Source organism: Pseudomonas sp. MPB03 (assembly GCF_046605385.1).
Classification (GTDB): Bacteria; Pseudomonadota; Gammaproteobacteria; order Pseudomonadales; family Pseudomonadaceae; genus Aquipseudomonas; species Aquipseudomonas zanjanensis.
This window is the reverse complement of the sequence record NZ_CP176770.1, coordinates 1948576-1971419: the sequence shown is the minus strand read 5'-3', so window position 1 is coordinate 1971419 and position 22844 is coordinate 1948576. Positions and strand designations below refer to the sequence as shown.

Annotated in this window: 22 protein-coding genes; 8 read left to right on the top strand and 14 right to left on the bottom strand. The window is 61.4% G+C overall.

Going from position 1 to position 22844, the window contains the following annotated elements; translation table 11 throughout:
- Positions 1–37: 37 nt before the first annotated feature.
- From flgG to ACLH0I_RS08650, 10 genes are all read right to left on the bottom strand, one after another.
- Entirely contained in the window at positions 38–823 is a 786-nt protein-coding gene (gene flgG, locus ACLH0I_RS08695) for a flagellar basal-body rod protein FlgG (protein WP_053120245.1), read from the bottom strand.
- A gap of 49 nt (positions 824–872) precedes the next feature.
- Positions 873–1610, bottom strand: a complete 738-nt coding sequence (locus ACLH0I_RS08690; RefSeq protein ID WP_186704642.1) for a flagellar basal body rod protein FlgF — start codon at positions 1608–1610, stop codon at positions 873–875.
- A 174-nt stretch (positions 1611–1784) separates the two neighbouring features.
- Entirely contained in the window at positions 1785–2936 is a 1152-nt protein-coding gene (gene rffA, locus ACLH0I_RS08685) for a dTDP-4-amino-4,6-dideoxygalactose transaminase (protein WP_411386807.1), read from the bottom strand.
- Between the two features lie 50 nt (positions 2937–2986).
- On the bottom strand, positions 2987–3664 hold the full coding sequence (locus tag ACLH0I_RS08680) for a metallophosphoesterase family protein (RefSeq protein ID WP_250961961.1): 678 nt from the start codon (positions 3662–3664) through the stop codon (positions 2987–2989).
- Entirely contained in the window at positions 3645–4622 is a 978-nt protein-coding gene (locus ACLH0I_RS08675; RefSeq protein WP_411386806.1) for an ATP-grasp domain-containing protein, read from the bottom strand. The genes ACLH0I_RS08680 and ACLH0I_RS08675 overlap by 20 nt, the downstream gene beginning before the upstream one ends.
- Positions 4619–5467: an NAD-dependent epimerase/dehydratase family protein gene (locus ACLH0I_RS08670; RefSeq protein ID WP_411386805.1), complete on the bottom strand. Its 849-nt coding sequence runs from the start codon at positions 5465–5467 to the stop codon at positions 4619–4621. Before ACLH0I_RS08670 ends, ACLH0I_RS08675 begins: the two co-directional genes overlap by 4 nt.
- On the bottom strand, positions 5464–6192 hold the full coding sequence (locus tag ACLH0I_RS08665) for a class I SAM-dependent methyltransferase (protein ID WP_411386804.1): 729 nt from the start codon (positions 6190–6192) through the stop codon (positions 5464–5466). Before ACLH0I_RS08665 ends, ACLH0I_RS08670 begins: the two co-directional genes overlap by 4 nt.
- A 49-nt stretch (positions 6193–6241) precedes the next feature.
- Positions 6242–9784, bottom strand: a complete 3543-nt coding sequence (locus ACLH0I_RS08660) for a glycosyltransferase (RefSeq protein ID WP_411386803.1) — start codon at positions 9782–9784, stop codon at positions 6242–6244.
- 52 nt (positions 9785–9836) lie between these two features.
- The gene (locus ACLH0I_RS08655) at positions 9837–10538 is read right to left on the bottom strand and encodes a WbqC family protein (RefSeq protein WP_411386802.1); all 702 of its coding nucleotides are present in this window, start codon (positions 10536–10538) and stop codon (positions 9837–9839) included.
- Positions 10539–10664: 126 nt separating this feature from the next.
- Positions 10665–12224: a sigma-54-dependent transcriptional regulator gene (locus tag ACLH0I_RS08650; RefSeq protein WP_411386801.1), complete on the bottom strand. Its 1560-nt coding sequence runs from the start codon at positions 12222–12224 to the stop codon at positions 10665–10667.
- A 398-nt stretch (positions 12225–12622) separates the two neighbouring features.
- Here ACLH0I_RS08650 and phhA point away from each other — a divergent pair, with 398 nt between their 5' ends.
- The 3 genes from phhA (at position 12623) to ACLH0I_RS08635 (ending at position 15057) form a co-directional block, all read left to right on the top strand.
- Complete coding sequence (phhA, locus tag ACLH0I_RS08645) at positions 12623–13408, top strand: phenylalanine 4-monooxygenase (protein ID WP_186704640.1); 786 nt, start codon at positions 12623–12625, stop codon at positions 13406–13408.
- 99 nt (positions 13409–13507) lie between these two features.
- Complete coding sequence (locus ACLH0I_RS08640; protein WP_003184087.1) at positions 13508–13864, top strand: 4a-hydroxytetrahydrobiopterin dehydratase; 357 nt, start codon at positions 13508–13510, stop codon at positions 13862–13864.
- A complete protein-coding gene (locus ACLH0I_RS08635; protein WP_411386800.1) occupies positions 13864–15057 on the top strand; it encodes an amino acid aminotransferase in 1194 nt (397 codons plus the stop codon). The genes ACLH0I_RS08640 and ACLH0I_RS08635 overlap by 1 nt, the downstream gene beginning before the upstream one ends.
- A 231-nt stretch (positions 15058–15288) precedes the next feature.
- On the opposite strand, the gene ACLH0I_RS08630 is transcribed toward ACLH0I_RS08635, so the two are convergent.
- Positions 15289–15852, bottom strand: a complete 564-nt coding sequence (locus ACLH0I_RS08630; RefSeq protein WP_411386799.1) for an NAD(P)H nitroreductase — start codon at positions 15850–15852, stop codon at positions 15289–15291.
- A 161-nt stretch (positions 15853–16013) separates the two neighbouring features.
- On the opposite strand from ACLH0I_RS08630, the gene ACLH0I_RS08625 reads away from it, so the two are divergent.
- Positions 16014–17468: a TrkH family potassium uptake protein gene (locus tag ACLH0I_RS08625; RefSeq protein WP_186704637.1), complete on the top strand. Its 1455-nt coding sequence runs from the start codon at positions 16014–16016 to the stop codon at positions 17466–17468.
- Here the strand turns inward: ACLH0I_RS08625 and ACLH0I_RS08620 are convergent.
- Positions 17425–18486, bottom strand: a complete 1062-nt coding sequence (locus ACLH0I_RS08620) for an AraC family transcriptional regulator (RefSeq protein WP_411386798.1) — start codon at positions 18484–18486, stop codon at positions 17425–17427. The two genes, ACLH0I_RS08625 and ACLH0I_RS08620, sit on opposite strands and share 44 nt — an antisense overlap.
- Before the next feature lie 138 nt (positions 18487–18624).
- On the opposite strand from ACLH0I_RS08620, the gene ACLH0I_RS08615 reads away from it, so the two are divergent.
- Together ACLH0I_RS08615 and ACLH0I_RS08610 are read left to right on the top strand one after the other, a co-directional pair.
- A complete protein-coding gene (locus ACLH0I_RS08615; RefSeq protein ID WP_250961972.1) occupies positions 18625–18936 on the top strand; it encodes an Mpo1-like protein in 312 nt (103 codons plus the stop codon).
- 12 nt (positions 18937–18948) lie between these two features.
- Complete coding sequence (locus tag ACLH0I_RS08610) at positions 18949–19533, top strand: HD domain-containing protein (RefSeq protein WP_250961973.1); 585 nt, start codon at positions 18949–18951, stop codon at positions 19531–19533.
- A gap of 150 nt (positions 19534–19683) precedes the next feature.
- Here the strand turns inward: ACLH0I_RS08610 and ACLH0I_RS08605 are convergent, their stop codons facing one another.
- Positions 19684–20502, bottom strand: a complete 819-nt coding sequence (locus tag ACLH0I_RS08605; RefSeq protein WP_411386797.1) for a UDP-2,3-diacylglucosamine diphosphatase — start codon at positions 20500–20502, stop codon at positions 19684–19686.
- 134 nt (positions 20503–20636) lie between these two features.
- Here ACLH0I_RS08605 and ACLH0I_RS08600 point away from each other — a divergent pair, with 134 nt between their 5' ends.
- Both ACLH0I_RS08600 and ACLH0I_RS08595 read left to right on the top strand, forming a co-directional pair.
- Entirely contained in the window at positions 20637–21386 is a 750-nt protein-coding gene (locus tag ACLH0I_RS08600) for an AraC family transcriptional regulator (RefSeq protein ID WP_411386796.1), read from the top strand.
- Between the two features lie 266 nt (positions 21387–21652).
- A complete protein-coding gene (locus ACLH0I_RS08595) occupies positions 21653–22543 on the top strand; it encodes a DMT family transporter (RefSeq protein WP_411386795.1) in 891 nt (296 codons plus the stop codon).
- On the opposite strand, the gene ACLH0I_RS08590 is transcribed toward ACLH0I_RS08595, so the two are convergent.
- Positions 22537–22824: a SelT/SelW/SelH family protein gene (locus ACLH0I_RS08590; RefSeq protein ID WP_003199006.1), complete on the bottom strand. Its 288-nt coding sequence runs from the start codon at positions 22822–22824 to the stop codon at positions 22537–22539. The genes ACLH0I_RS08595 and ACLH0I_RS08590 overlap by 7 nt on opposite strands.
- Positions 22825–22844 lie beyond the last annotated feature (20 nt).

The window sequence follows — 22844 nt, the reverse complement described above, 5'->3', positions numbered from 1 at the left end:
TGGGGCCGCCCTGTCTACGTAATGACGGACGACGCGGTTACAGATTCTGCGTAACGAACGAGAGCATCTGGTCGGCGGTGGAGATCACCTTGGAGTTCATCTCGTAGGCACGCTGGGTGGTGATCATGTTGACCATCTCCTCGACCGTGCTCACGTTGGAGGTTTCCAGGGTGTTCTGCAGCGTGGTACCGAAGCCGTTCAAGCCCGGGGTGCCGACTTGCGGGGCGCCGCTGGCAGCGGTTTCCAGGAACAGGTTGTTGCCCACCGCTTGCAGGCCGGCCGGGTTGATGAAGTCGGCGGTCTGCAGGTTGCCGATGACCTGGGCGGCCGGGTTGCCTGCCACGGTGATGGACACGGTGCCGTCACGGCCCACGGTGAAAGTCTGGGCATCGTTCGGGATGACGATGGCCGGTTCCAGGGCGAAACCGCTGGCGTTGACGATCTGGCCGTTGGAGTCGAGGTGGAAGGTACCGTCACGGGTGTAGGACGTGGTGCCGTCCGGCTGCAGGATCTGGAAGAAACCGCGACCGTCGATGGCCATGTCCAGCGGCTGCTCGGTGGTTTGCAGGCTGCCGGCGTTGAAGTTTTTCTGGGTGCCGACAATGCGCACACCGGTACCCACTTGCAGGCCCGACGGCAATTCGCTGTCCTGGGTCGATTGGGCGCCTGGCTGGCGTTTTACCTGGTAGAGCAAGTCCTGGAACTCGGCGCGATCACGTTTGAAACCCGTGGTCGAGACGTTCGCCAAGTTGTTGGAAATGGTAGAAAGGTTGGTGTCCTGGGCGGACAGACCTGTTTTGGCAACCCAAAGAGCCGGAAGCATTCGATTCTCCTCGTACGCCTGTTTTTCGGCGCGACGCTGTAATTAATAGTTAGATCTGCAAGACCCGAGCCATGGCTTCATCGCCTTCTTTGGCGGTGTTCATCATCTTGACGTGGAGCTCGAACTGCTTGGCCAGGGCCAGCACCGACGTCATTTCATCCACGGCATTGACGTTGCTCGCCTCTTGGAACCCGGAAACCAATTGCACGTTGCCGTCGATGGGCGCCGGCTGGCCGTCCTTGGTCCGGATCGAACCGTCCAGGCCCTTGGTCATGGTCCTGAGGTCCGGGTTGACCAGCTTGATGCGGTCCACTTCCGCCATCACCCGAGGGCCTTCGCCCATGGCACGGATGCTGATGGTGCCGTCCTGGCCGATTTCGATTTTCTGCTCGGGTGGCACGGCGATCGGACCGCCATTGCCCATCACCGGCATGCCATTGCCGGCCCGCAGCACGCCCAGGGCGTCGACATTGAGGCTGCCGGTGCGCACGTAGCTTTCACCGCCATCGGGGTTCTGCACGGCCATCCAGCCCGGCCCGCTGACCGCCACATCCAGATCGCGACCAGTCTCGATCAGCGCACCCGGGGTGAAATCGGTGGCAGGACGCTCGGAGAGGGCAAACGCCCGCGCCGGAAAGCTGTCGCCGAACACCGGCATCGAGCGCGCCTGCTCCAGGTCTTTCTGAAAACCATTGGTGGAGATGTTCGCCAGGTTGTTGGCATGGGCCCGCTGCGCCAGTGCGTTCTGGCTGGCGCCGGTCATTGCCACATAAAGGTACTTGTCCACTGTCGTTCCTCTGCATGCCGGACGTTTGCCGCCCACTGCTGTGTTGCACAGCCTTAAGCAATTTGCAGACCAACTTTTTTCTGGCGGGCCCAGGCCTGGAAAACAAAGGGCCTGGGGGATTCAGGGAGCACCGCTCAGATGTGCCGAAGTCGAAAAACCGGCGGTGTCATGCCGCTAAGTGGCAAGGGCTGCCAAAGCACTGCCGAGAACATCCACCACGCGATCTTGCTGATCGGTGGTTAAGCCGAGCCACATTGGCAAACGCAACAGCCGCTCGGAATAACCATCGGTAATTTCCATCGAGCCATGCACCCGCCCATAACGCGCCCCACCGGGCGATGAATGCAGCGGCACGTAATGGAACACCGCATAGATCGCGTGGCTCTTGAGCGTCTCGAGGACCAACTGGCGCTCCACGCCAGGGGCGAGGAGTACGTAATACATATGAGCATTATGCTGGCAATGTTCAGGAACGATCGGACGACGCAGCAACCCTTGCTGCTCGAGCCCCGCTAAGGCGGCATGGTAGCGGTCCCAGATCGCCAGGCGGCGATTGGTGATGGCTTGCGCCTCTTCCAACTGGGCCCAGAGGAAGGCAGCCGTCATCTCTCCAGGCAGGAACGAGGAACCCACCTCTTGCCAGGTGTATTTATCTACCTCGCCCCTGAAGAATCGACTGCGATCGGTACCTTTTTCGCGGATGATCTCGGCTTGCAATGCCATTGCGGGATCATTGACCAGCAACGCCCCACCCTCTCCCGAGATCACGTTCTTGGTTTCGTGAAAGCTGAATGCACCAAGGTTTCCGATACTGCCCAAGGCTCGACCCTTGTAGGTTGACATCACACCTTGCGCGGCGTCTTCAACCACCGCCAGCCCATGCTTATGCGCAATAGCCAGGATAGTGTCCATCTCGCAGGCCACACCGGCGTAATGGACAGGCACGATAGCCTTGGTCCGTGACGTTATCGCCGCCTCGATCAGGCGCTCGTCGAGGTTCAGGGTATCAGGACGAATATCGACGAAGACCGGCACCGCGCCACGTAACACAAAGGCATTGGCCGTGGAGACGAAGGTATAGGAAGGCAAGATGACTTCGTCGCCAGGCTGGATGTCCAGCAGCAACGCCGCCATTTCCAGCGCAGCCGTACATGAGTGGGTGAGCAATGCCGTGTTGCACCCCGTGTGCGACTCCAACCAACGGTGACAACGCTTGGTGAATGGGCCATCACCGGCGAGCATGTTGCCGAATTTGGCCTGGGCAATGTAGTCCAGCTCTTTGCCGGTCATGTACGGGCGGTTGAAGAATATCGTTTCGTTGCTCATTGCAAACTTCCCTGGGTGGGCATAGTAAATAGTGGCGCACGGCACAACCCTCAAACCGTACTGATCCGCCCACCTATCTGACTGCCGATATCAAGATTTTCATAGAAGTACGGGGTGAATCCGGCGCGCTTCATGGCCTGCTGGGTTTCAGTAATATCGTATTCCATCCGATGCAGGTCGAACGTTTCGCCGTCCCAGGTCGCGAAACCTGCCCGGGGATCACCATCACGTGGCTGGCCGACTGAACCGGGATTGCAATAGACCTTGCCTTCCCCGCTCCACAAGTACTGGACGTGGGTATGGCCTGAGGCGAAATACCGGCCAGGCAACGGCGCGAAATACGCTTGTGAAGGGCGCACGTATTCGTCCAGCGGATCGTTCCAACCGCCATGAACGATGCTCAATCCATGCTCGATCGAGCGTTCAGGAAGCGATTCCAACCAGGCCAGGTTCTGGGAGGTGATGATGCCCCGCTGATAGTCCAGGCAAGCATTGGCGCTATTGGAGCGAGGGCAGCGCTCATCCCTGGCAAGGTACCAATCATGATTGCCCATCACGGAGAAAATGTTTCGCTCGCGCAGGGCTTCGCAGCACTCATTGACTTGACTGTAATAACCGGCCGTATCACCCAGGCAGACAATCCGCGACACTCCCAGCTCATCCAACTTGGCAAGCACTGTCCGCAGGGCGCTGTAGTTGCCATGTACGTCAGAAATGATTCCGATCATAGACAATGAAATCCTCTATATAACGAACAGCGAAACCACTGCGAATGGTTGGCTGGGCCGGTGTTTTGCCATCGAGGTAAAAATCCAGGCACATGGCCGCCTCGTTGTAGCCGAATGCGCGCCGTATCGAACTGGTCGAAGATATTCGCGGGTTGATCTCCAGCAGACTCCAGGAGCCATCGCTGCCACGACGGAATTGCAAGTTGGTCGGGCCCTCCGGTTTGAAGGCGCGACACAACCTGGCGACTGTTTTATCCAGCGAATCATCCTGATACACCCAGGCCTTGGCGGTGGACCCGTCCGACGCCAGCTTGCGCTGGAAGGCGATGATCGGACCCGTATCGCCGTGGCCATCGCCGAACGCCGCCACGGTGAATTCATCGGCCGCGCTGCCAATGATGGGTTGCGCCATGAGGTATTCACCGAGCAAGGCCGCGTGAGGCGTAAAGTCGCGCTCCTCGCGAACCCAGACCAGCCCTTTGGAGGCGTAGCTTCGACGCGGCTTGAGCAGGAACGGCAAGCCCAAGGACGCCTTGAGCGCGTGAAAATCCCCCGCCAGCAAGCTGGGAATACGACTGGCATCCCCCAGCGCCACAAGCGCCTGGTCCATTGCCCATTTGTCCCTGGAAAGTTCGATCAAATGCGGGTTGTTGAGCGCGACCTGGCAATCGAATGTCGCCAGCAACGCTCGATTGTCCGACAGCCAATGAACATCCTGTTCGATGCCGGGAATCAGCAGGTCGACCTCATGCCTGGCCAGCGTATCTCCCAGCCACTGAGCGTACCCCGGGTCAGCAGTCAAAGGGGCCTGCACGAATGCATCGCACCAACCGCGACCGACGGCATCGTCGTAGATATCGGTGCCGACCAGGCGAACAGCAGGGTCCGCCGCACGTAGCGACTTGAGCAGGCCGTAACCCATGATGGCGCCAACACCCGTCACCATGACGGTCTTCATGACAGGTTCTCCCGGTGCGCTCGCATCAGCTCGAAACCCCGGCGAATATCTATTCGCGGGGTGAAACCTATTTGCTCGTACAAGTCATGCCCGCAGTCAAAGGAAGGCAGATCGGGAATATCGTTTTTTTCCGGCAGGAAGCGGACGTCCGACGGTTTGCCAAACGCCTCGAAGGCGGCCTGGGCAATTTCGGATAGACGAGGAGATTCGGGATGGCCGCAGTTGTACAAACCAGTGATGCCCTGTTCCGCCAGCCGCGCGCAGACCTCGGCAAGATCACTCAAGTGCAGGTAGTTGCGCCGGGGGTCGTTGCTGCCATAGAGCTCGACAGTCTGCCCCGCCTGCGCCTTGTCGGCGATGACGTATAACAGCGGTTGGTGAGTCCTGCACTGCTCCCCGCTGTCGTAGACCTGACTGATGCGCAGGACGCTCAACGCCATGCCCCGTTCCTGGCAATACAGGCTCGCCACTTCTTCGGCATGGCGCTTGGAAAGCGAGTAGATGCCGAAGTAGGGATCCGTCGCCTGATGGCTGGCCCAACGCGACGACAGCAGAATGAAATGCCGCGCCCCGCATTGTTCGGCCAGGCGACAGGCAGCCAATGCACCGACACTGTTGACCTGTTCGGCGCGAATCAGGTCATCCGGCTGGCCGCCGCCGAAATCGGCCGCGGCCAGCACGACCACGTCGAAGCGCTCGTCGCAGGCGCTGGGTTGCGGGCTATTCAAGTCAAAGGCAACATCGGCGTCCCGGCGTCCCGCCAATTTGACTGGGCCATAGCGCGATAGCGCCCGGGCGACCGCCTTGCCAATGACCGAAGTACTCCCTATGACCAGGCTCTTCATGACGGCGCGACTGTCGCTTCCAGCATCATTGCACAGCACAGTTCTGGATAATCGATGCCCACAGTACACATGGCCTGGATGATGTCCGCACTCAAGTTCAGCGATTTCAATTGCCCGGTGGTTAAGGGTTTGAGAAATATGCCCTCCTTGCGCACCACCTGGAGCCCGGCGGCTTCGAGTTCCGCGGTCAGGGTCTGTAGCGAGTAGCTGCGTACATGACCCAGCTCAAGATCCGCGCCGCCCAGTGCCGCCATGTCGTCAAGCAGCCCGGCCGCATGACCGAATCGCCGATGCAGGGACTCGCCGTTGGGAACCGCCACGAAGCAACGACCACCAGGGGCCAGAAAACGCTTGAACCGTTGCAGCACGGTCTGTGGATCCTCGACATGCTCAAGAATAAAACCCATCACGATGAGATCGAAACGCTTGTCGGTGTCGAATGTCTCAAAATAACTTTCAACGATCTCGGCCGCACTGTCCGGGTATCGGGCCTTGAACTGGGCAATCACCGATGCGGAACCATCGATGACCGTGTGTTCGCCAAAGAACTGCGAGAAGCGGTGGGTGCTGAAACCATGACCAACACCGAGTTCCAGCAGGCTCTGCGCCTGGGTGCACAGCGCCATGATGCGCTGGGGATACCAGTTGAGCATGATGTTGTTGTCATACGCATAGCCAAAGCTGTCGCTATAGGCGGCGATGAAGGTATCGAGATCGTTGCTCATGTCACATGTTCTCCGCTGAGCGACCAAGGTCACATCATATTAGTAGGGATCAATCGGCCAACCATGCCCGCCGCCAGGCGTCCAGGCGCTCGCCTTCGAGCAGCCACTGCGCCCGCACCGTCGACTGCAAGGTGTCCCCCAGCGTCGCGGAAGCTTCACGGTCTTCCAGGTGCAAGCGAATCGTTCGGATCCAGTCTTGCGCCTCGTTATTCACCCGTGACAGCGGTAATACCTCACCACCGACAAAACCCGGCACCCGGCTGCAAATGACCGGATGACCGCACGCGGCATGCTGCAAGACACGCAGGTCACCGGAGCAGGCATTGCCCAGGGTTTCAGCCATGGGCACCAGAGCCAGATCCAGATTCAAGGCTGCCATGGCCCCCGCCAATTGCTGCTGCGCGACAGCTGGGTGCAGCTCCTTCAAATAAGGCTGCAGTGCCGCGGGGCAGTCGCCCAGCACCACCCAATCGACTTCGCCAGCGAACGCGGGCAATACCTCGGCCAGCAGATGAGTATCCTTGCCGCCCAGCCAGCCCAGGCGCGGCTTGGCCCCGATGCGTCGCTTGCTTTGCACACGACCCCAGGCGGCCGGCAGCAGGGTTTCCAGCACGCGGATGTCGTCATGTTGACCTTGCAACAGTTCGGCCAGCGCCGGCGTGGGGACCAGCACCCGATCGACCTGCAGCATGCCGAACCGCAGGCGCTCCAGCAGCTCATCGGCAGCGTAATCGCCCTTCAACTCCATCTGCGGCAAATAACCGTCCAAGTCGTAGACCGTGAACGCCTTGGAAAACGCTCTAAGGCGGCTCAGAGCCAGTAGCCCGGCGTCATCCAGAGGGCGCTGCAATACCACGGTTGTCGGCGCCAGGCGCTCGACCTCCACCAGCGACAGCAAACTCGAAACAGCTGCACCTTCGACCTGCCCCGCTTCCAGCAAGGTGCTGAATGGCTGAACCAGCCGCGAATAGGCCCCCGCCTGCTGTTCAGTGACGCAAACCAACACCCTCGGCACACTGCCTTGCAGCGGATACCAGCACAGATCGGTATTTTCCCGGACAAAACCCTCGCCGACGCGCAGCGAAAAGTTGGGGTTGTAGGCCGGGTCGCGGGCCAATTGCGGCAACCAACGCGCGTAGAAGGCATCCTCCTGCCCGCTAGTTGCCTGGGGATCTGACACAGCGTCCATCAACAGACGTGCGTAAGGGGTCCAGACGTTCAGGTAACCCGCCTGCTGCAACTTCAGACACAGGTCGACATGGGTCCATGGGGCCAGGAGTGGATCGGTATCGAAGCCATCGGCTTCAAGGAACAGCGCACGACGCAGCATCAGGCATTCACCGCCCACTGCGGAGCAGTTCTGCTCAAGCCCGGACCGGCCCATGCCCTCCGATGCCTGGGCTGACAAGCCCTCAAAGGCCCGACCGACAACCCCGCCCAGCCCCAACACGAGGCTCGCCTGGCGTATCCGGCCCTGGCTATCCTGCAACGTGCCGCCCACGGCACCGACTTCCGGGCGCTGGGCGTGATTGAGCAACACGTGCAGCCAACCCGGCTCAAGCACAGCGGTTTGCGCGTCGAGCCAGAGCAGATATTCACCGCGCGCCTCCTGCGCCGCCGCATTGCACATCGCCGCACGCGACTGCCCCGGCAGGAAACGCAATACTTGGAAACGGCCTTCGCCCATTTGCTCGACCAGCCCCAGCCACTCCAGCAACGCGGGGTCGTCGTTGCCCGGCTCGATCAGCAAGACCTCGAAGTCCACGGCGTCTGTCCGCATCAGCAGGCTTTCCAGGCAACGCTGGAAATTGGTCAACTGTCCTTCGAGGTAAATCAGAATACTGACCGAGGCCAGTCGCTCGTGACCGTAATCGATACGATAGCGGCCCGGCTCCTTTTCAAGGGCAATCGCTCGCGCCTGACCATAGCCACGTCCGTGCAGGTGCGCGTCAATGACCGAGCGCTCATCGGCACATTCCGACTGCCGCACTTCGTTGGCGATCAGCAGGGGCTCGCTGACATGACCAATGCTCGCCATCCCTTGCTCGCCGATCAGGCGCAGTTGGTAGGCCAACTCGAAGGCGCCGCTGCAGCCACTATCAAAACCGCTCAAGCGCACTAGCGCCTCCCGACGGTACATCCAGTGACGGGAAAGACTGGTCGGAAACGCCAAGAGCAAATCCAGATTCAGGTCAGGCCGCAACGAAAGATTCGCCACCCCGCCCACCCGCAGCGCCTCGTCGGCGTACACCGCCAGGCAACTGTCTGGCGCATCGAGCAGATTCAGCGCCGCCATCAGCAGCCCCGCGGCGGTAAACTCCTCCCCCGCCTCGACCAGCAGGAACCAGTCGGTCTGGGTGCTCTCGACCAGGCCATTGATCGCTGCCGCAGGTTGCTTCGGATCACACGCCAACCATTGAACGTTGGTTCGCCCCGGGTCAGCGTCACCCATCACGCATACATGGATACGCTGGTACAACTGTCGATCCAGGCTGTCCAGGGTGTGAGCCAGCGCCAACGGATTGCTGTCATCGCGGACCAGGACAGTGAAGCTCGGCGCCGCCGCGCTTGCCAACCGTTCATTGATCAGACGCAATGGCTGCGCCGCCGGATAGCGTTGGCGCAACCAGTCGAGCGCCCCCAGACGGTTGCCGACCGCCTCACGAGCGGCAGTCGCCTGGGTTTTTGCAATAAACACGTCCAGCTGCTGCCAGAAAGCCGCCGTGCGCTCAACATAACGGGGCAAGGCGTCGCCGAGGCTTGCCCGGGCATGTTCCAACGGGTCCGGCTGGTCGAGCATGGCAAAACCGACGCTGCCGAAAAAACTGTTATCGAGCAGTGGCTGGTCGACGCCATGTCCTGGAATGAATATCACCGGACATCCGCACAGCACGGCCATGACGCAGGTCATCGACCACTCGTAGCTGTACATCACCTCGGCATTGCGCAGCAGCTCGGCCAGCTCAGGCAGGGCCAAGGGGTTGGCCATGCTCAGCAGGCGGACATCCGCTGGCAGTAGCGAGTAGTCGATCTGACCCAAGGGGTGACGGTTCTGGTAGAGATAGCTGCCCTTACGCACGGTGCCGGCGCCCACCGTCGAGAACATTTCGATATCGATCGCCGGCAGGCACAACAGGTCACCGTCAGGGTCGCCACGGTGCTCAGCGAGCCGGGCGGCGTAATAGAAAAACAAATCGGTGGGCGCGGCGTCCATGCTTTTCCCAGTGAGGAACCCCTCGAAATTCAGGAGAAAACGCGCCACGACCGGACAGTTGAGTGGATTGCCAGGGAATACCTCGGGATAAACCGCGATCGGCACCTTGCCCGCCGCCCTATGGCGCTGCTTGATCGCAGAACTGATCAAGGGCGTCTTGAGATCTGGATTGACCACTTCGGTGCTGCAGATGTAGGCCTCACGGCCACTGAGGTTGAGCATATGGCAGAGGTAGTGCAGCGAGACGACGCCCGACGAGGATTCACGGTAAGCAGGCGCCAGGATGTAGTAGGGATGCTCGGGTTTGGCATACATCAGCCGTAGACGCGCCAACGCCTGTTCGAGCAAATGAGCGTCCAGCTGCGCAAGGTTCGACATCGGGTGAAATCTCCAGAATCAAGTCAAAAAGGGTGTCACTGGCAAGGCCCGCTCAGACAGCCCCTTTCTCCAGAAAAGCCGATGCATCCGCGCCGGTATTGAACAACAGGTCGATGACGCTGAGCGCATGCTGGAACTCGCCGTATAGCTGCGGATACTCGGGATAGCCGGCATAGCTCATGTACGACACCGCGATCCCCTTGGCGGCGAACGCCGCTTCGTCGAGGTAGTGACTGGCCGCGGGTCCAGAAAGGTACTCGTTGGCCCCGAGGGCCTGGCAGAGATGGATCAGGCGTTCATTCTTGCCCTCTGCGCGCCCCAATTCTTCGGAACGGTGGAGCGGCGTATGGATGCCCAGCAGGGGGCATAAGCCGGCGATGAACAAGTGGTTGATGCGAGTCAGATCGGTGAGGTCGGCAGCCTGCTCGTAGAGCGCACGAATCGGCGCCTCCATTTGAGCGAAGCACGGGGCGCGCCGATAACTCCGCTCAATGGTCTTCCAATGCGCCGCGGCCCAATCCGGGCTGGTCACCTGGACTTCGTTGATCAATTGTTCGAGACGGCCCTTGTTCTTGACCGGAATACTCAGCCAATGCTCACCTTGGGCGGTCTTGATCTTGTTGCGGTTGCGCCAGTCCCTCCGGGTGTACTGGACATCGTCAAACAGGACGAACGCATCGACGCTGCGGATCAGATCGAAATAGCCCTTCCAAGGGATGTAGTTCGACTGCACCACAGCTATTTTTTTTTGCATCCTGAGCCTCATTGTACGCAGCCGAAACCGGGCCTCAGCCCTGTCAAAAAGTCGCCACCTACTCCGAATAAGCGGGGGACAGCCACGATCTAGCAAATCCCATACCAGGGAAAAAACGCCCCCCCGCTAAGGCTCCGTCTTGCCCACTTCATACTCACGCAACTTATTGGCAATGGTCGTATGGGAAACCCCCAGTCGCTTGCCCAGTTGCCGGCTGCTGGGATGTTCGGAATACAAGCGCTCCAGCACCGCTTTCTCGAAACGCCCAACGATCTCGTCCAAGCCCCCCTCAAGGGAGAAATCGCCAAGGGGCTGGCGCACGCCGTAGTCCGGCAGGCGGATGTGCTCGGCTTTCACCTTTCCGCCGTCGCACAGGGAAACCGCCTGGAACAGCACGTTTTCCAACTGCCGGACGTTGCCCGGCCAATGGTAATGACTGAGGCGGTCCATGGCCGCCGGCGCCAGCTTGGGCAGCGCACAGCCGATCTGGCGGCTGGCCTGGTCGAGGAAATGCTCCACCAGTGGCTCCAGGCCATCGAGGCATTCGCGCAGGGGTGGGATGTGCAGCGAAAGCACATTCAAGCGGTGGTACAAATCCTGACGGAATTCGCCCCGGGCGCAGAGTTCGGACAAGTCCACCTGGGTCGCGCAGATCACCCTGACGTCCAGGTACACCTCTTCATCGCTGCCGACACGCCGGAAGCAACCGTCCTGCAAAAAGCGCAGCAGTTTCACTTGCAGCCGCGGACTCATCTCCCCGACCCCGTCGAGGAACAGCGTTCCTCCAGCGGTCAGTTCCAGCAGTCCGAGCTTGCCTTCGGCCCTTGCCCCTTCAAATGCACCGGGGCCGTAGCCGAACAGCTCGGTCTCGGCCATCGACTCGGGCAGCCCGGCGCAGTTGAGTGCCATCAAGGGTGATTGCCCGCGCGGGCTGGCCAGGTGACAAGCCCGGGCCAGCAGTTCCTTGCCCGTGCCGGTTTCGCCCTCAATTAATAGCGGCGCGTCCAGCGGTGCCATGCGCCGGGCCTCACGGACCACCGCCGCCATCACCTTCGAGCTCTGGAAAATACTGTCGAAGCCGCGCAGCTCCTGCTTGCGCACGTTATAGATCCGTTCACCCACCCGGTCGGCCCGATGCAACGTCAACACCGCACCGGCCATGGCTTCGCTGTCGTCGTGCTCCGATTGCAGTGGCGCGATGTCGGCCAGGAACACATCGCCCTTGACCTTGACCCTCAGACCGTTGATGCGTGACTGGTTGGCGCGCACCAGTTCCGGCAAGTCGAAATCCTCGGCGTAGCGTGACAAGGGAATCCCCGGCACCTCGTCGACCCGTACCCCGAGCAACTGCGCCGCCGCCCGGTTGGCCGCGACGATGGAGCCGCCCATGTCGATGGACAGCACTGGAAACTCCAGGGCGCCGAGCAAGGCGTTGAGCTCCATGTGCCGACGCTCGCTGGGCATCAGCCCTACACGCTTGACGCCAAACACCCCGGCGATGCCTTCGAATTTCGGACGCAACGCCTGGAACTGGATGTTGATCAGGTTCGGGCAGTGCAAGTAGATCGCATTGCCGTGCTCACCACCGACCTCGCCCCGGGCGACGTTGATGCCGTACTCCACCAACAGGTTGAGGATGTCCCGGAGGATGCCGATGCGATTCTGGCAATGGACTTTGATGCGCATGAAAGGGCCCAGGTGCATATGAGATAGAAAAACGCGCCATTCCAGCCCCTCTGTGGCGAGGGAGCTTGCTCCCGCTGGGCTGCGCAGCAGACCCAAAACAGGGGCCGCTTCGCGCCCCAGCGGGAGCAAGCTCCCTCGCCACAGAGGTTTTCGGCGTGGCAACGCAAATAATCGTCAAGATTATGTGACAGATGTAGGCCGTTTCCCACCTGAAAATCCCGGAAAGATCGTACCGCCCGCCAAATCGTAACGAAAACTTTACGATTCAACCCGTCGTTCGCCCAATCCATCCTCGCCAAGCCGATGCACACACCGCTGCTTCGGGTTATCTCTAATGCATCGCTCGACATAACAACAAACGCACCTTCCCCCCTGAGGGAAATCAGCAGGAGAGCAGCATGAAGCAGACGCAATACGTGGCCCGCGAGCCCGATGCGCAAGGTTTTATCCACTACACCGCTGAAGAACACGCGGTGTGGAACACGCTGATCACCCGCCAGCTCAAAGTCATCGAAGGCCGTGCGTGCCAGGAATACCTGGACGGCATCGACAAGCTGGGCCTGCCCCACGACCGCATCCCGCAACTGGACGAAGTCAACAAAGTGCTGGGCGAGACCACGGGCTGGCAAGTCGCCCGCGTGCCGGCGCTGATCCCTTTCCAGACCTTCTTCGAATTGCTCGCCAGCAAGCAGTTTCCGGTGGCGACCTTCATTCGTACCCGTGAAGAACTGGATTACCTGCAAGAGCCGGACATTTTCCACGAGATCTTTGGCCACTGCCCGTTGCTGACCAACCCTTGGTTTGCCGAATTTACCCACACCTACGGCAAACTCGGCCTACAGGCTTCCAAGGAAGAACGCGTCTACCTGGCGCGCCTGTATTGGATGACCATCGAGTTCGGCCTGGTGCAGACCCCGCAGGGCCGGCGCATCTACGGCGGCGGCATCCTCTCGTCGCCCAAGGAAACCGTGTACTGCCTGTCCGACGAGCCCGAGCACCAGGCCTTCGATCCGTTGGAAGCCATGCGCACGCCGTATCGCATCGACATCCTGCAACCGGTGTATTTCGTGTTGCCCGAGCTCAAGCGTCTGTTCGACCTGGCCCACGAAGACATCATGGGCATGGTCAAGCGCGGTCGGGAACTGGGCTTGCACGCTCCGAAATTTCCGCCCAAAGCGGCGTGAGCCGCGTCTTTTAATCCCAATTGAGTCTGTTGCACGACGCGGCTTTGCTTTAGCGTGGGTGCATCGACGTTTTTCAAATATTCGATCCAGGAACACACCATGAACACTCTGAACCAAGCCCACTGCGAAGCCTGCCGCGCCGATGCCCCGCAAGTCAGCGACGAAGAATTGCCGGTGTTGATCAAACAGATCCCGGACTGGAACATCGAAGTGCGCGACGGCGTCATGCAGTTGGAAAAAGTTTTCCTGTTCAAGAACTTCAAGCACGCCCTGGCGTTCACCAACGCCGTTGGCGAGATCTCCGAGGCCGAAGGCCACCATCCAGGCCTGCTCACCGAGTGGGGCAAAGTCACCGTGACCTGGTGGAGCCACTCCATCAAGGGCCTGCACCGCAACGACTTCATCATGGCCGCTCGCACCGATGACGTGGCCAAGACCGCCGAGGGCCGCAAGTAATGCATTTCGACGCCATCGGCCGGGTACCCGGCGACCCGATCCTCGGCCTGATGGAGGCCTACGGGGCGGATAGCAACCCGAGCAAGTTCGACCTGGGCGTGGGCGTCTATAAGGATGCCCAAGGCCTGACGCCGATCCTTCAATCGGTGAAACAGGCCGAGCAGCGACTGGTGGATCGCCAGGTCACCAAGACCTACATCGGCGGCCATGGCGACGCCGCGTTCGGCCAGTTGATCAATGAGCTGGTGCTGGGCGCCGACTCGTCGCTGATCAGCGCAAAGCGCGCCGGCGCCACCCAGACACCCGGCGGCACCGGTGCCCTGCGCCTGAGCGCCGACTTCATCGCCCAGTGCCTGCCGGGCCGTGGTGTCTGGCTGAGCAACCCGACCTGGCCGATCCACGAGACCATTTTCGCCACGGCCGGGGTCAAGGTCAGTCATTACCCTTATGTGGGCGCCGATAACCGCTTGGATTTCGAGGCGATGCTGGCAACCCTGAACCAGGCGCCCAAAGGCGATGTGGTCTTGCTGCATGCCTGCTGCCACAACCCCACCGGGTTCGACCTGTCCCATGGGCAATGGCAGCAGCTGCTGGAAGTGGTGCGCAGCCGCGACCTGCTGCCACTGATCGACTTCGCCTACCAGGGCTTCGGCGATGGCTTGGAACAGGACGCCTGGGCGGTCCGGCTATTTGCCCAAGCGTTACCCGAAGTGCTGATCACCAGCTCCTGTTCGAAGAACTTCGGCCTGTACCGCGACCGTACGGGTGCGTTGATCGTCTGCGCCCGGGACGGCGAAAAACTGATCGATATCCGCAGCCAATTGGCAAACATCGCCCGGAACCTGTGGTCGACGCCACCAGACCATGGCGCAGCCGTGGTGGCGACCATCCTCGGCAACCCGGAACTCAAAAGCCTGTGGGCCGATGAAGTCCAGGCCATGCGCCTGCGCATCGCGCAATTGCGCAGCGGTTTGCTGGAAGCTCTCGAACCCCATGGTCTGCGGGAGCGCTTCGCCCATATCGGCGTGCAACGCGGGATGTTTTCCTACACCGGCCTGACGCCGGAACAGGTCAAGCACCTGCGCGAACGCCACAGCGTCTACATGGTCGGCACCGGCCGGGCCAACGTGGCCGGTATCGATGCCACGCGCCTGGACTCGCTGGCCGAGGCGATTGCCGACGCGTGCAGATAACACCACCGTAGGCTGTTGATTGTGTGGCGAGGGAGCTTGCTCCCGCTCGGCTCTGTAGGCGCTGGCGAAGCCTGCGATCTTTTGATCTTGATCTTTCGCTTGAGACTCAACTGTCTGGGACAAGATCGCAGCCTCGTTGCACTCGACAGCTCCTACACAGCCCAACGGGAGCAAGCTCCCTCGCCACGGTGGATCAAACCAGCCTCAAGTCATCCGCCGGCCCTTGAGCCGTTATTGGCCCGTCCACTCCCGGACAAACTGCCCCACATCTTCCTGCGGTGCGGTACGCGCCTCTTTCTGCGGCGTGCCCAGGTAGAGGAAACCGATCACTTCTTCCCCATCTTCAAGGCCAAGCCCCCGGGCCACATGTGGCGAGTACGCCAGTTCGCCGGTGCGCCACACGCCACCAACCCCCTGGGCATACGCGGCCAGCAGGATGCCATGGGCCGCGCAGCCAGCCGCCAGCAGTTGCTCGGATTTCGGGATCTTGAAATGGTCCTGCAAACGGGCGATCACCACCACGACCAGAGGCGCGCGCAATGGGCCGTTGAGGGCCTTTTCCACGACGGCTTCGGGCACCAGCGGGTCATTGAACTTTGCCGCTTCGGCCAGCAGTTCGCCCATGCGATGCCGCGCCTGCCCCTCCACCGTCAGGAAGCGCCATGGCCGCAACTGGCCGTGATCCGGTGCCCGCATGGCTGCGGCGAACATGAGCTCGCGCTGTTCCGGCGTGGGTGCCGGCTCCACCAGGCGCGGGACGGAAACACGGTTGAGCAAAGCGTCGAGAGCCTGCATCGGCCACCTCCTGAAAAAATGTCCAGCTATTCTAGTGGCTGTGCGGCGAGTCCGTTAGCGCAAATTCCGTGGCCAGGCAGCCAGGCGCCGCCGAGTGCCGGTTTACAGGACGCTGGCCGCAGGTAGAATGGCGCCCTTCCCTTTCAGCCTGAGCGGACTTCATGGCGTTGCCGACCCTGCGAATCATCGGTTTCATCATCGGCATCTTCCTGATCACCCTGGCGATCTTCATGGTCGTGCCCATGGTCACGCTGATGATCTTCGAGCGCACTGGCGACCTGCCGTCGTTCCTCTGGTCGAGCATGATCACGTTCCTCGCCGGCCTGGCGCTGGTGCTTCCAGGGCGCCCGGAGCACATCCACCTGCGGCCGCGGGACATGTACCTGCTGACCGTCAGCAGCTGGCTGGTGGTGTGTATCTTCGCTGCGCTGCCGTTCCTGCTGACCCAGCACATCAGCTATACGGATTCGTTCTTCGAAAGCATGTCGGGCATCACCGCCACCGGCGCCACCGTCCTGAGCGGCCTGGACAATATGTCGCCGGGCATCCTGATGTGGCGCTCGCTGCTGCACTGGCTCGGCGGTATCGGCTTCATCGGCATGGCGGTGGCGATCCTGCCCCTGCTGCGCATCGGTGGCATGCGGCTGTTCCAGACCGAGTCATCGGACCGCTCGGAAAAAGTCATGCCCCGCTCCCACATGGTGGCGCGGTTGATCGTGGCGGCCTACGTGGGCATCACCATTCTTGGCACCCTGGCGCTCTGGTGGGCCGGGATGAGCCTGTTCGATGCCATCAACCATTCGATGTCGGCGATTTCCACCGGCGGCTTCTCCACCTCGGACCTGTCCCTGGCCAAGTGGACCCAGCCGGCGGTGCACTGGGTCGCCATCGTCATCATGATCCTCGGCAGCCTGCCGTTTGCCCTGTACGTCTCGATGTTGCGGGGCAATCGCCGGGCGTTGATCAAGGACCAGCAGGTCCAGGGGCTCATTGGCGTGCTGCTGGTGACCTGGCTGGTGCTCGGCACCTGGTATTGGGCGACCACCGACCTGCATTGGCTGGACGCCCTGCGGCACGTGGCGCTGAACGTGACGTCCATCGTTACCACCACCGGCTTCGCCCTGGGCGACTACAGCCTGTGGGGCAATTTCTCGCTGATGCTGTTCTTCTACCTGGGGTTCGTCGGCGGTTGCTCGGGTTCGACGGCCGGCGGGATCAAGATCTTTCGCTTCCAGGTCGCCTACATCCTGCTGCGGGCCAACCTTAATCAACTGATCCATCCCCGTGCGGTGATCAAGCAAAAATACAACGGTCATCGCCTTGACGAGGAAATCGTCCGCTCGATCCTGACGTTCTCGTTCTTCTTCGCCATCACGATCTGCGTGATCGCCCTGCTGCTGTCGCTGTTGGGCGTGGAATGGATGACGGCGTTGACCGGTGCGGCCAGTACCGTGTCCGGCGTCGGCCCGGGGCTGGGGGAAACCATCGGGCCGGCCGGCAACTTCGCACCGCTGCCGGACGCCGCCAAGTGGATTCTGTCGGGGGGCATGCTGCTGGGCCGGCTGGAGATCATCACCGTGTTCGTGCTGTGTATCCCGGCGTTCTGGCGTCACTGACCGGTTCAGGCTGGCTCGCCAATCGCGCCCGGTATTCGCCGGGCGTGGTGTCGAACCAGCGGCGAAAGGCCCGGAAAAAATTGCTCGGGTCGGCAAATCCCAACAGGTAGGCGATTTCCAGCAGCGTCATGCCCGGCTGTGCCAGGTACTGCTCGGCCAGCTCGCGGCGGGTGTCTTCGAGCAGGCTCTGGAAACTGGTGCCCTCTTCCTGCAAGCGCCGCTGCAAGGTGCGCTGGGACAGGTGCAGCGTCTGCGCCACCACGTCTCGCTTGGGTTCCCCCTGGGGCAACAACCGACACAAGACTTGTCGTGCCTTGTGGGTCACGCGGCTTTCCGAGAAACGCGCGAGGTATTCCCCGGCAAACCGATCGTGAAGCTGCGCCATGGCTTCATTGGCCGTCGGCAGCGGCGCCTCCATGTCGGCCCGTTCGAAGATCAGCGCGTCATAGGGAGCGCCGAACACCAACGGCGCGTGAAAAGCTCGGTGATAAGGCGCCGGGTCCGAGGGTTCGGCACCCTGGAACAGCACCTTCACCGGATGCAGGGTGCGCCCGGTCAACCAGCTGCACAGGGCCAGCGCACAGGCCAGGGACGCTTCGGCGCTTTGGCGGGTCGGGGGCAGATGGTCGCCATGAACGGTCAGGATCAGCCCATAACCGCCTTCCAACGGACGAAAACTCAAGTCGGCGCTTTCGGCGATGATCCGCTGGTACCGCACCAGCCGTTGGAAACCCTCCACCAGGGTGCGACTGGACATCAAGGCGTAGCCCGCCACATGGAACGAGGCCGGGCGCACCACCTTGCCCATGTTCAAACCGATGGCCGGGTTGCCCGACAACTCCACCGCCCGTTGCCAGAGCCGCGTCATCGAGTCCTGGGGGAACCGTGCATCCGGATCGTCCAGCGCATCGAAATCCAGCCCCAATTGATTGAACAGCGCCCGACAATCCAGGCCGTCCATTTCCAACGCCTTGACAATCCCCATCGCCCAGCTTGAAGAAGTGGTTCGTTCGCTCATGACGTTTTACTTGCATGACGAGCCGCAGGGTACGGCTGGATTTGCGAAGGATACTAAAGTGGCGCTGATTGTCACTGGCCGTTGTAATTGATAGCTCTAGACTTAAATATCAAAACAATAACCACAGAGTCAGCCGTCGTGGAAAACGCCAAACGATTCAATACCTTCGCTGAGTTCTACCCGTATTACCTCAGCGAACACAGCAACAGCACCTGCCGACGATTGCATTTCATCGGCACCTCCCTGGTCATCGTGATTTTCGTCATGGCCCTCGTCGCAAGTAGCGGGTGGCTGTGGCTCGCCCTGCCGGTGGCCGGCTACGGCTTCGCCTGGGTCGGGCACTTCTTCTTCGAAAAGAACCGTCCCGCCACCTTCCAGCATCCGCTCTACAGCCTATTCGGTGATTTCGTCATGTACCGCGACATGCTGCTGGGCAAGGTCGCGTTCTGATAAGGAGTGTCGATGAGCAACCACGCACGCTTCACCCACATGCAGGACGGCACTGCGCAAGATTGGGCGATCATCGCGGCCGACTTCAGCGCCTACGCCCGGCAATTGCCGGGCCGGATCCTGACTCACTTAAAACTGCTGGACGGCGATTTCGGCGGGTTCCCGGTGGATCGCCTGACCCACTCGCTGCAAACCGCCACCCGTGCCTACCGTGACGGGCGCGATGAAGAATACGTGGTCTGCGCCCTGCTCCACGACATCGGCGACACCCTCGGCACCTATAACCACCCGGACATCGCCGCGGCGATCCTCAAGCCCTTCGTCAGCGCCGAAAACTTGTGGATGGTGGAGAAGCACGGGATTTTCCAGGGCTATTACTTCTTCCATCACCTGGGCATGGACCGGCACCTGCGCGAGCAGTTTTTCGAACATCCGCAGTACCAGGCGACCATTGATTTCTGTGCGAAATACGACGCAGCGGCGTTCGATCCCGAGTACCACACACTGCCGTTGAGCTTCTTTGAGCCGATGCTGGAAAGGCTGTTTGCCGCGCCGAAGCAATCGATCTACAAGGCGGCGATGGCGGAGCAAGCCTGAATCCAACGGACGCAGGAAAACCCGTGGCGAGGGAGCTTGCTCCCGCTGGGCGCGAAGCGCCCCTCTTTTCCAGGGCTGCTGCGCAGCCAGCGGGAGCAAGCTCCCTCGCCACAAAAACACTATGTGGGCTTGCGAAACAGGCAGGCCGGCCTAGGCAGGCTCAGTCACTTTCAACTCAGCCTTGATCAACGCCTCCCGCGCCTGGGCGTCCGCCAACCGATACAACTCGATCGTTCCATCCCAATGCTCGATCAGCGCCGTGCAGGATTCGACCCAATCGCCACAGTTGAGGTATTCCACCTCCCCCACCATCCGCATCTCGGCATGGTGGATATGCCCACAGACCACGCCATGCAATTCGCGCTTCACGCACTCGTGGGCGATGGCCTCTTCGAAATCGCTGATGAAGCTGACCGCAGTCTTCACCTTGTGCTTGAGGTACGCCGACAGCGACCAGTAACCGTAGCCATAACGGGCCCGCCAGTGGTTGAGCCAACGGTTCAGCGTGAGGGTGAATTCGTAGGCCGAGTCCCCGAGGAACGCCAGCCAACGGTGATAACGGGTGATGACATCGAACTGGTCGCCATGGATCACCAGCAGGTGCCGGCCATCGGCGGTGACGTGCACCGCTTCGTCCACCAACTGGATATTGCCCAGGATCAGCTTCGAATAGCGCCGCAGGAATTCGTCATGGTTGCCAGTGACGTAGATCACTTCGGTACCGCGCTTGCTCATGGTCAGCAAGCGGCGGATGACGTTGGTGTGGGCCTGGGGCCAATACATGCCACCGCGCAGCTTCCAGCCGTCGATGATGTCCCCCACCAGGTAGATCTTGTCGGCGTGGTAGCCCTTGAGAAACTGCGACAGGTGCTCGGCCTGGCAGTCCCGGGTGCCCAGGTGCACATCGGAGATCCACAGGGTGCGTACACGCTGCTTGCGGCTGGGTTTGGCGAGCTCGGCGCTGGTCATTGGGCAACCCTCTGATCGTTTTCGCCACTGTGCACCCCAGCGGTTAATGGCCTATGACAAACACAAGTCCATTGCATGACAGAGCCGGGCGTTGCCCCTCGGTGTATGCTGGCGGCCTGACACGGGAGACCGCGATGCGACCGATCCTCACGCTACGCCACTACAGCCACAACTTAATCGCCCACAGCCACGACCACGCGCAGCTGGTGTTCGGGTTGTCCGGCGCGCTGGACTTCGAGGTCGAAGGTCGTGGCAGCCAAGTGGTGCAACAAAGTTTCGTGGTGGTACCTGCCGGCGCCCATCATGGCTGTGGCAGCCCCCACGGCAGCCGCTGCCTGGTACTGGATGTGCCCAGTGACGACTGGGTCGGGCAATGCCTGGGGGATCACGCCGACGCCAGCCGCCGCTTGCTCGACGACAGCGCTCGCTTGCCCCTGGATGCTGGGCAAAGCCAACTGGTCAGTTGGCTGGCGGGCAGCCCGGTGGACGATCCGGTGATCGCCCAGCAAGGCGCGGTGCTGCTCTTGGCGAGTCTCAATGGTGTTCACCAGGACACCCTCGGTGGCCGGCGCCTGCCCTACGCCGCGCTCAACGCCCACATCGACCAGAACGCGGCCTACCCGCTGCAAGTGGCGGACCTGGCGCGGGTCGCCGGCCTTTCCAGCGCCCGCCTGCATGCGCGTTTCATCGCCGAGTGCGGGCAAACCCCAATGGCGTACATCCGTAGCCGCCGCTTGCACCAGGCCGTGGCGTTGTTGCGGGAGTCGGACCTGCCCATCGGCGAGATCGCCCATCAGGTCGGCTACAGCTCCCAGAGTGCTTTCGCCGCGGCGGTGCTGCGGGAATTCGGCGCCACGCCGGGCACGCTGCGGCATCAGCGCTAGGTTCGCGCTAAAAATCGCTAGGATCGCGACAGACGCCACCCCCTCCCAAACGCTTAAATGCCTGTAGGAGCTGTGTAGGAGCTGCCGAGCGCAACGAGGCTGCGATCTTTTGATCTTTCGCTTGAGATTCATTTGATCTTTCGCTTGCGACTCAAGTGTCTGGGGAAAGATCGCAGCCTCGTTGCACTCGTCAGCTCCTACAGTCAGCTCCTACAGGGGATTGATGTTTGTCCGTCGGTTTTGGCTTATCTGTTGAAAGGATCGAAATGACACCTCGTACCGCCCTCGGCGCCCTGCACATTGGCGCACTCATGTTTGGCCTGACCGGTGTCTTTGGCAAACTCGCCGCGGCCTCGCCGGCGGTCATCGTGTTCGGCCGCGCCGTCTTCGCCGTGCTGGCCCTGGCGGTGTTTGCCCGGTTCGCCAGCCGCAGCCGCTGGCAGAAACTGCGGGCCCAGGATAGTCGGCGATTGCTGCTGGGCGGCCTGTTGCTGGCCGGGCACTGGGTGAGCTTCTTCATCGCGGTGAAAGTGGCCGGCGTGGCGATCGCCACGCTGGGGTTCGCCAGCTTCCCGGCCTTCACGGTATTGCTCGAGGGGCTGATCTTCCGCGAGCGGATTCGCGCCAATGAAATCTGGCTGGTGGTGTTGGTTAGCGTCGGCCTGGTGCTGGTCACGCCGAGCTTCGACCTGGCCAGCGGTGCCACCACCGGCTTGCTCTGGGCCGTGGCCTCGGGGCTGCTGTTCTCCCTGTTGTCATTGACCAACCGTGCCGGCTCCGCCCATGTGCCGCCGGTACAGGCGGCCCTGTGCCAGAACGTGGTGGTCGGGTTGTGCCTGCTGCCGGTGGCCGCACCGCAATTGAGCGATGTTCGTCCCATCGACTGGTTATGGATCGGCTTGCTCGGCGTGTTTTGCACCGGCCTGGCCCACAGCCTGTTCGTCGCCAGCCTGGCCGTGATCAAGGCCCGCACGGCGGCGGTGGTCTTCGCCATGGAGCCGGTCTACGGCATCGCCATGGCCTGGTGGCTGTTCGACGAGCGCCCGACGTTGCGCATGTTGCTGGGCGGCGTGGTGATCATCACGGCCATCGTGATCTCAAGCCAACTAGGCGGCTCGAAGAAACCGCGGGTGGAGACCCAAGCCGCGTCTCACTGAACCCGATCGTTGTGGCCCAGGTCCCGCTCCGGGTCGATCCGGTCGCGAACCCGCTGCTTGAGGACCTTGGCCTCGGGGAAACCACCATCGGCCTTGCGCTCCCAGATCTGCGTACCGTCACAGCTGATGTGGAACACACCGCCGGTGCCCGGCACCAGGGACACTTTGCCCAGGTCATCGCCAAAGGTGCTGAGCAGTTCCTGGGCCAGCCAGGCGGCGCGCAGCAACCATTGGCACTGGGTGCAATAGGTAATGACGACTTCCGGTTTGTGTTCGGTCATGGCGGGTGGACTCCTGGGTG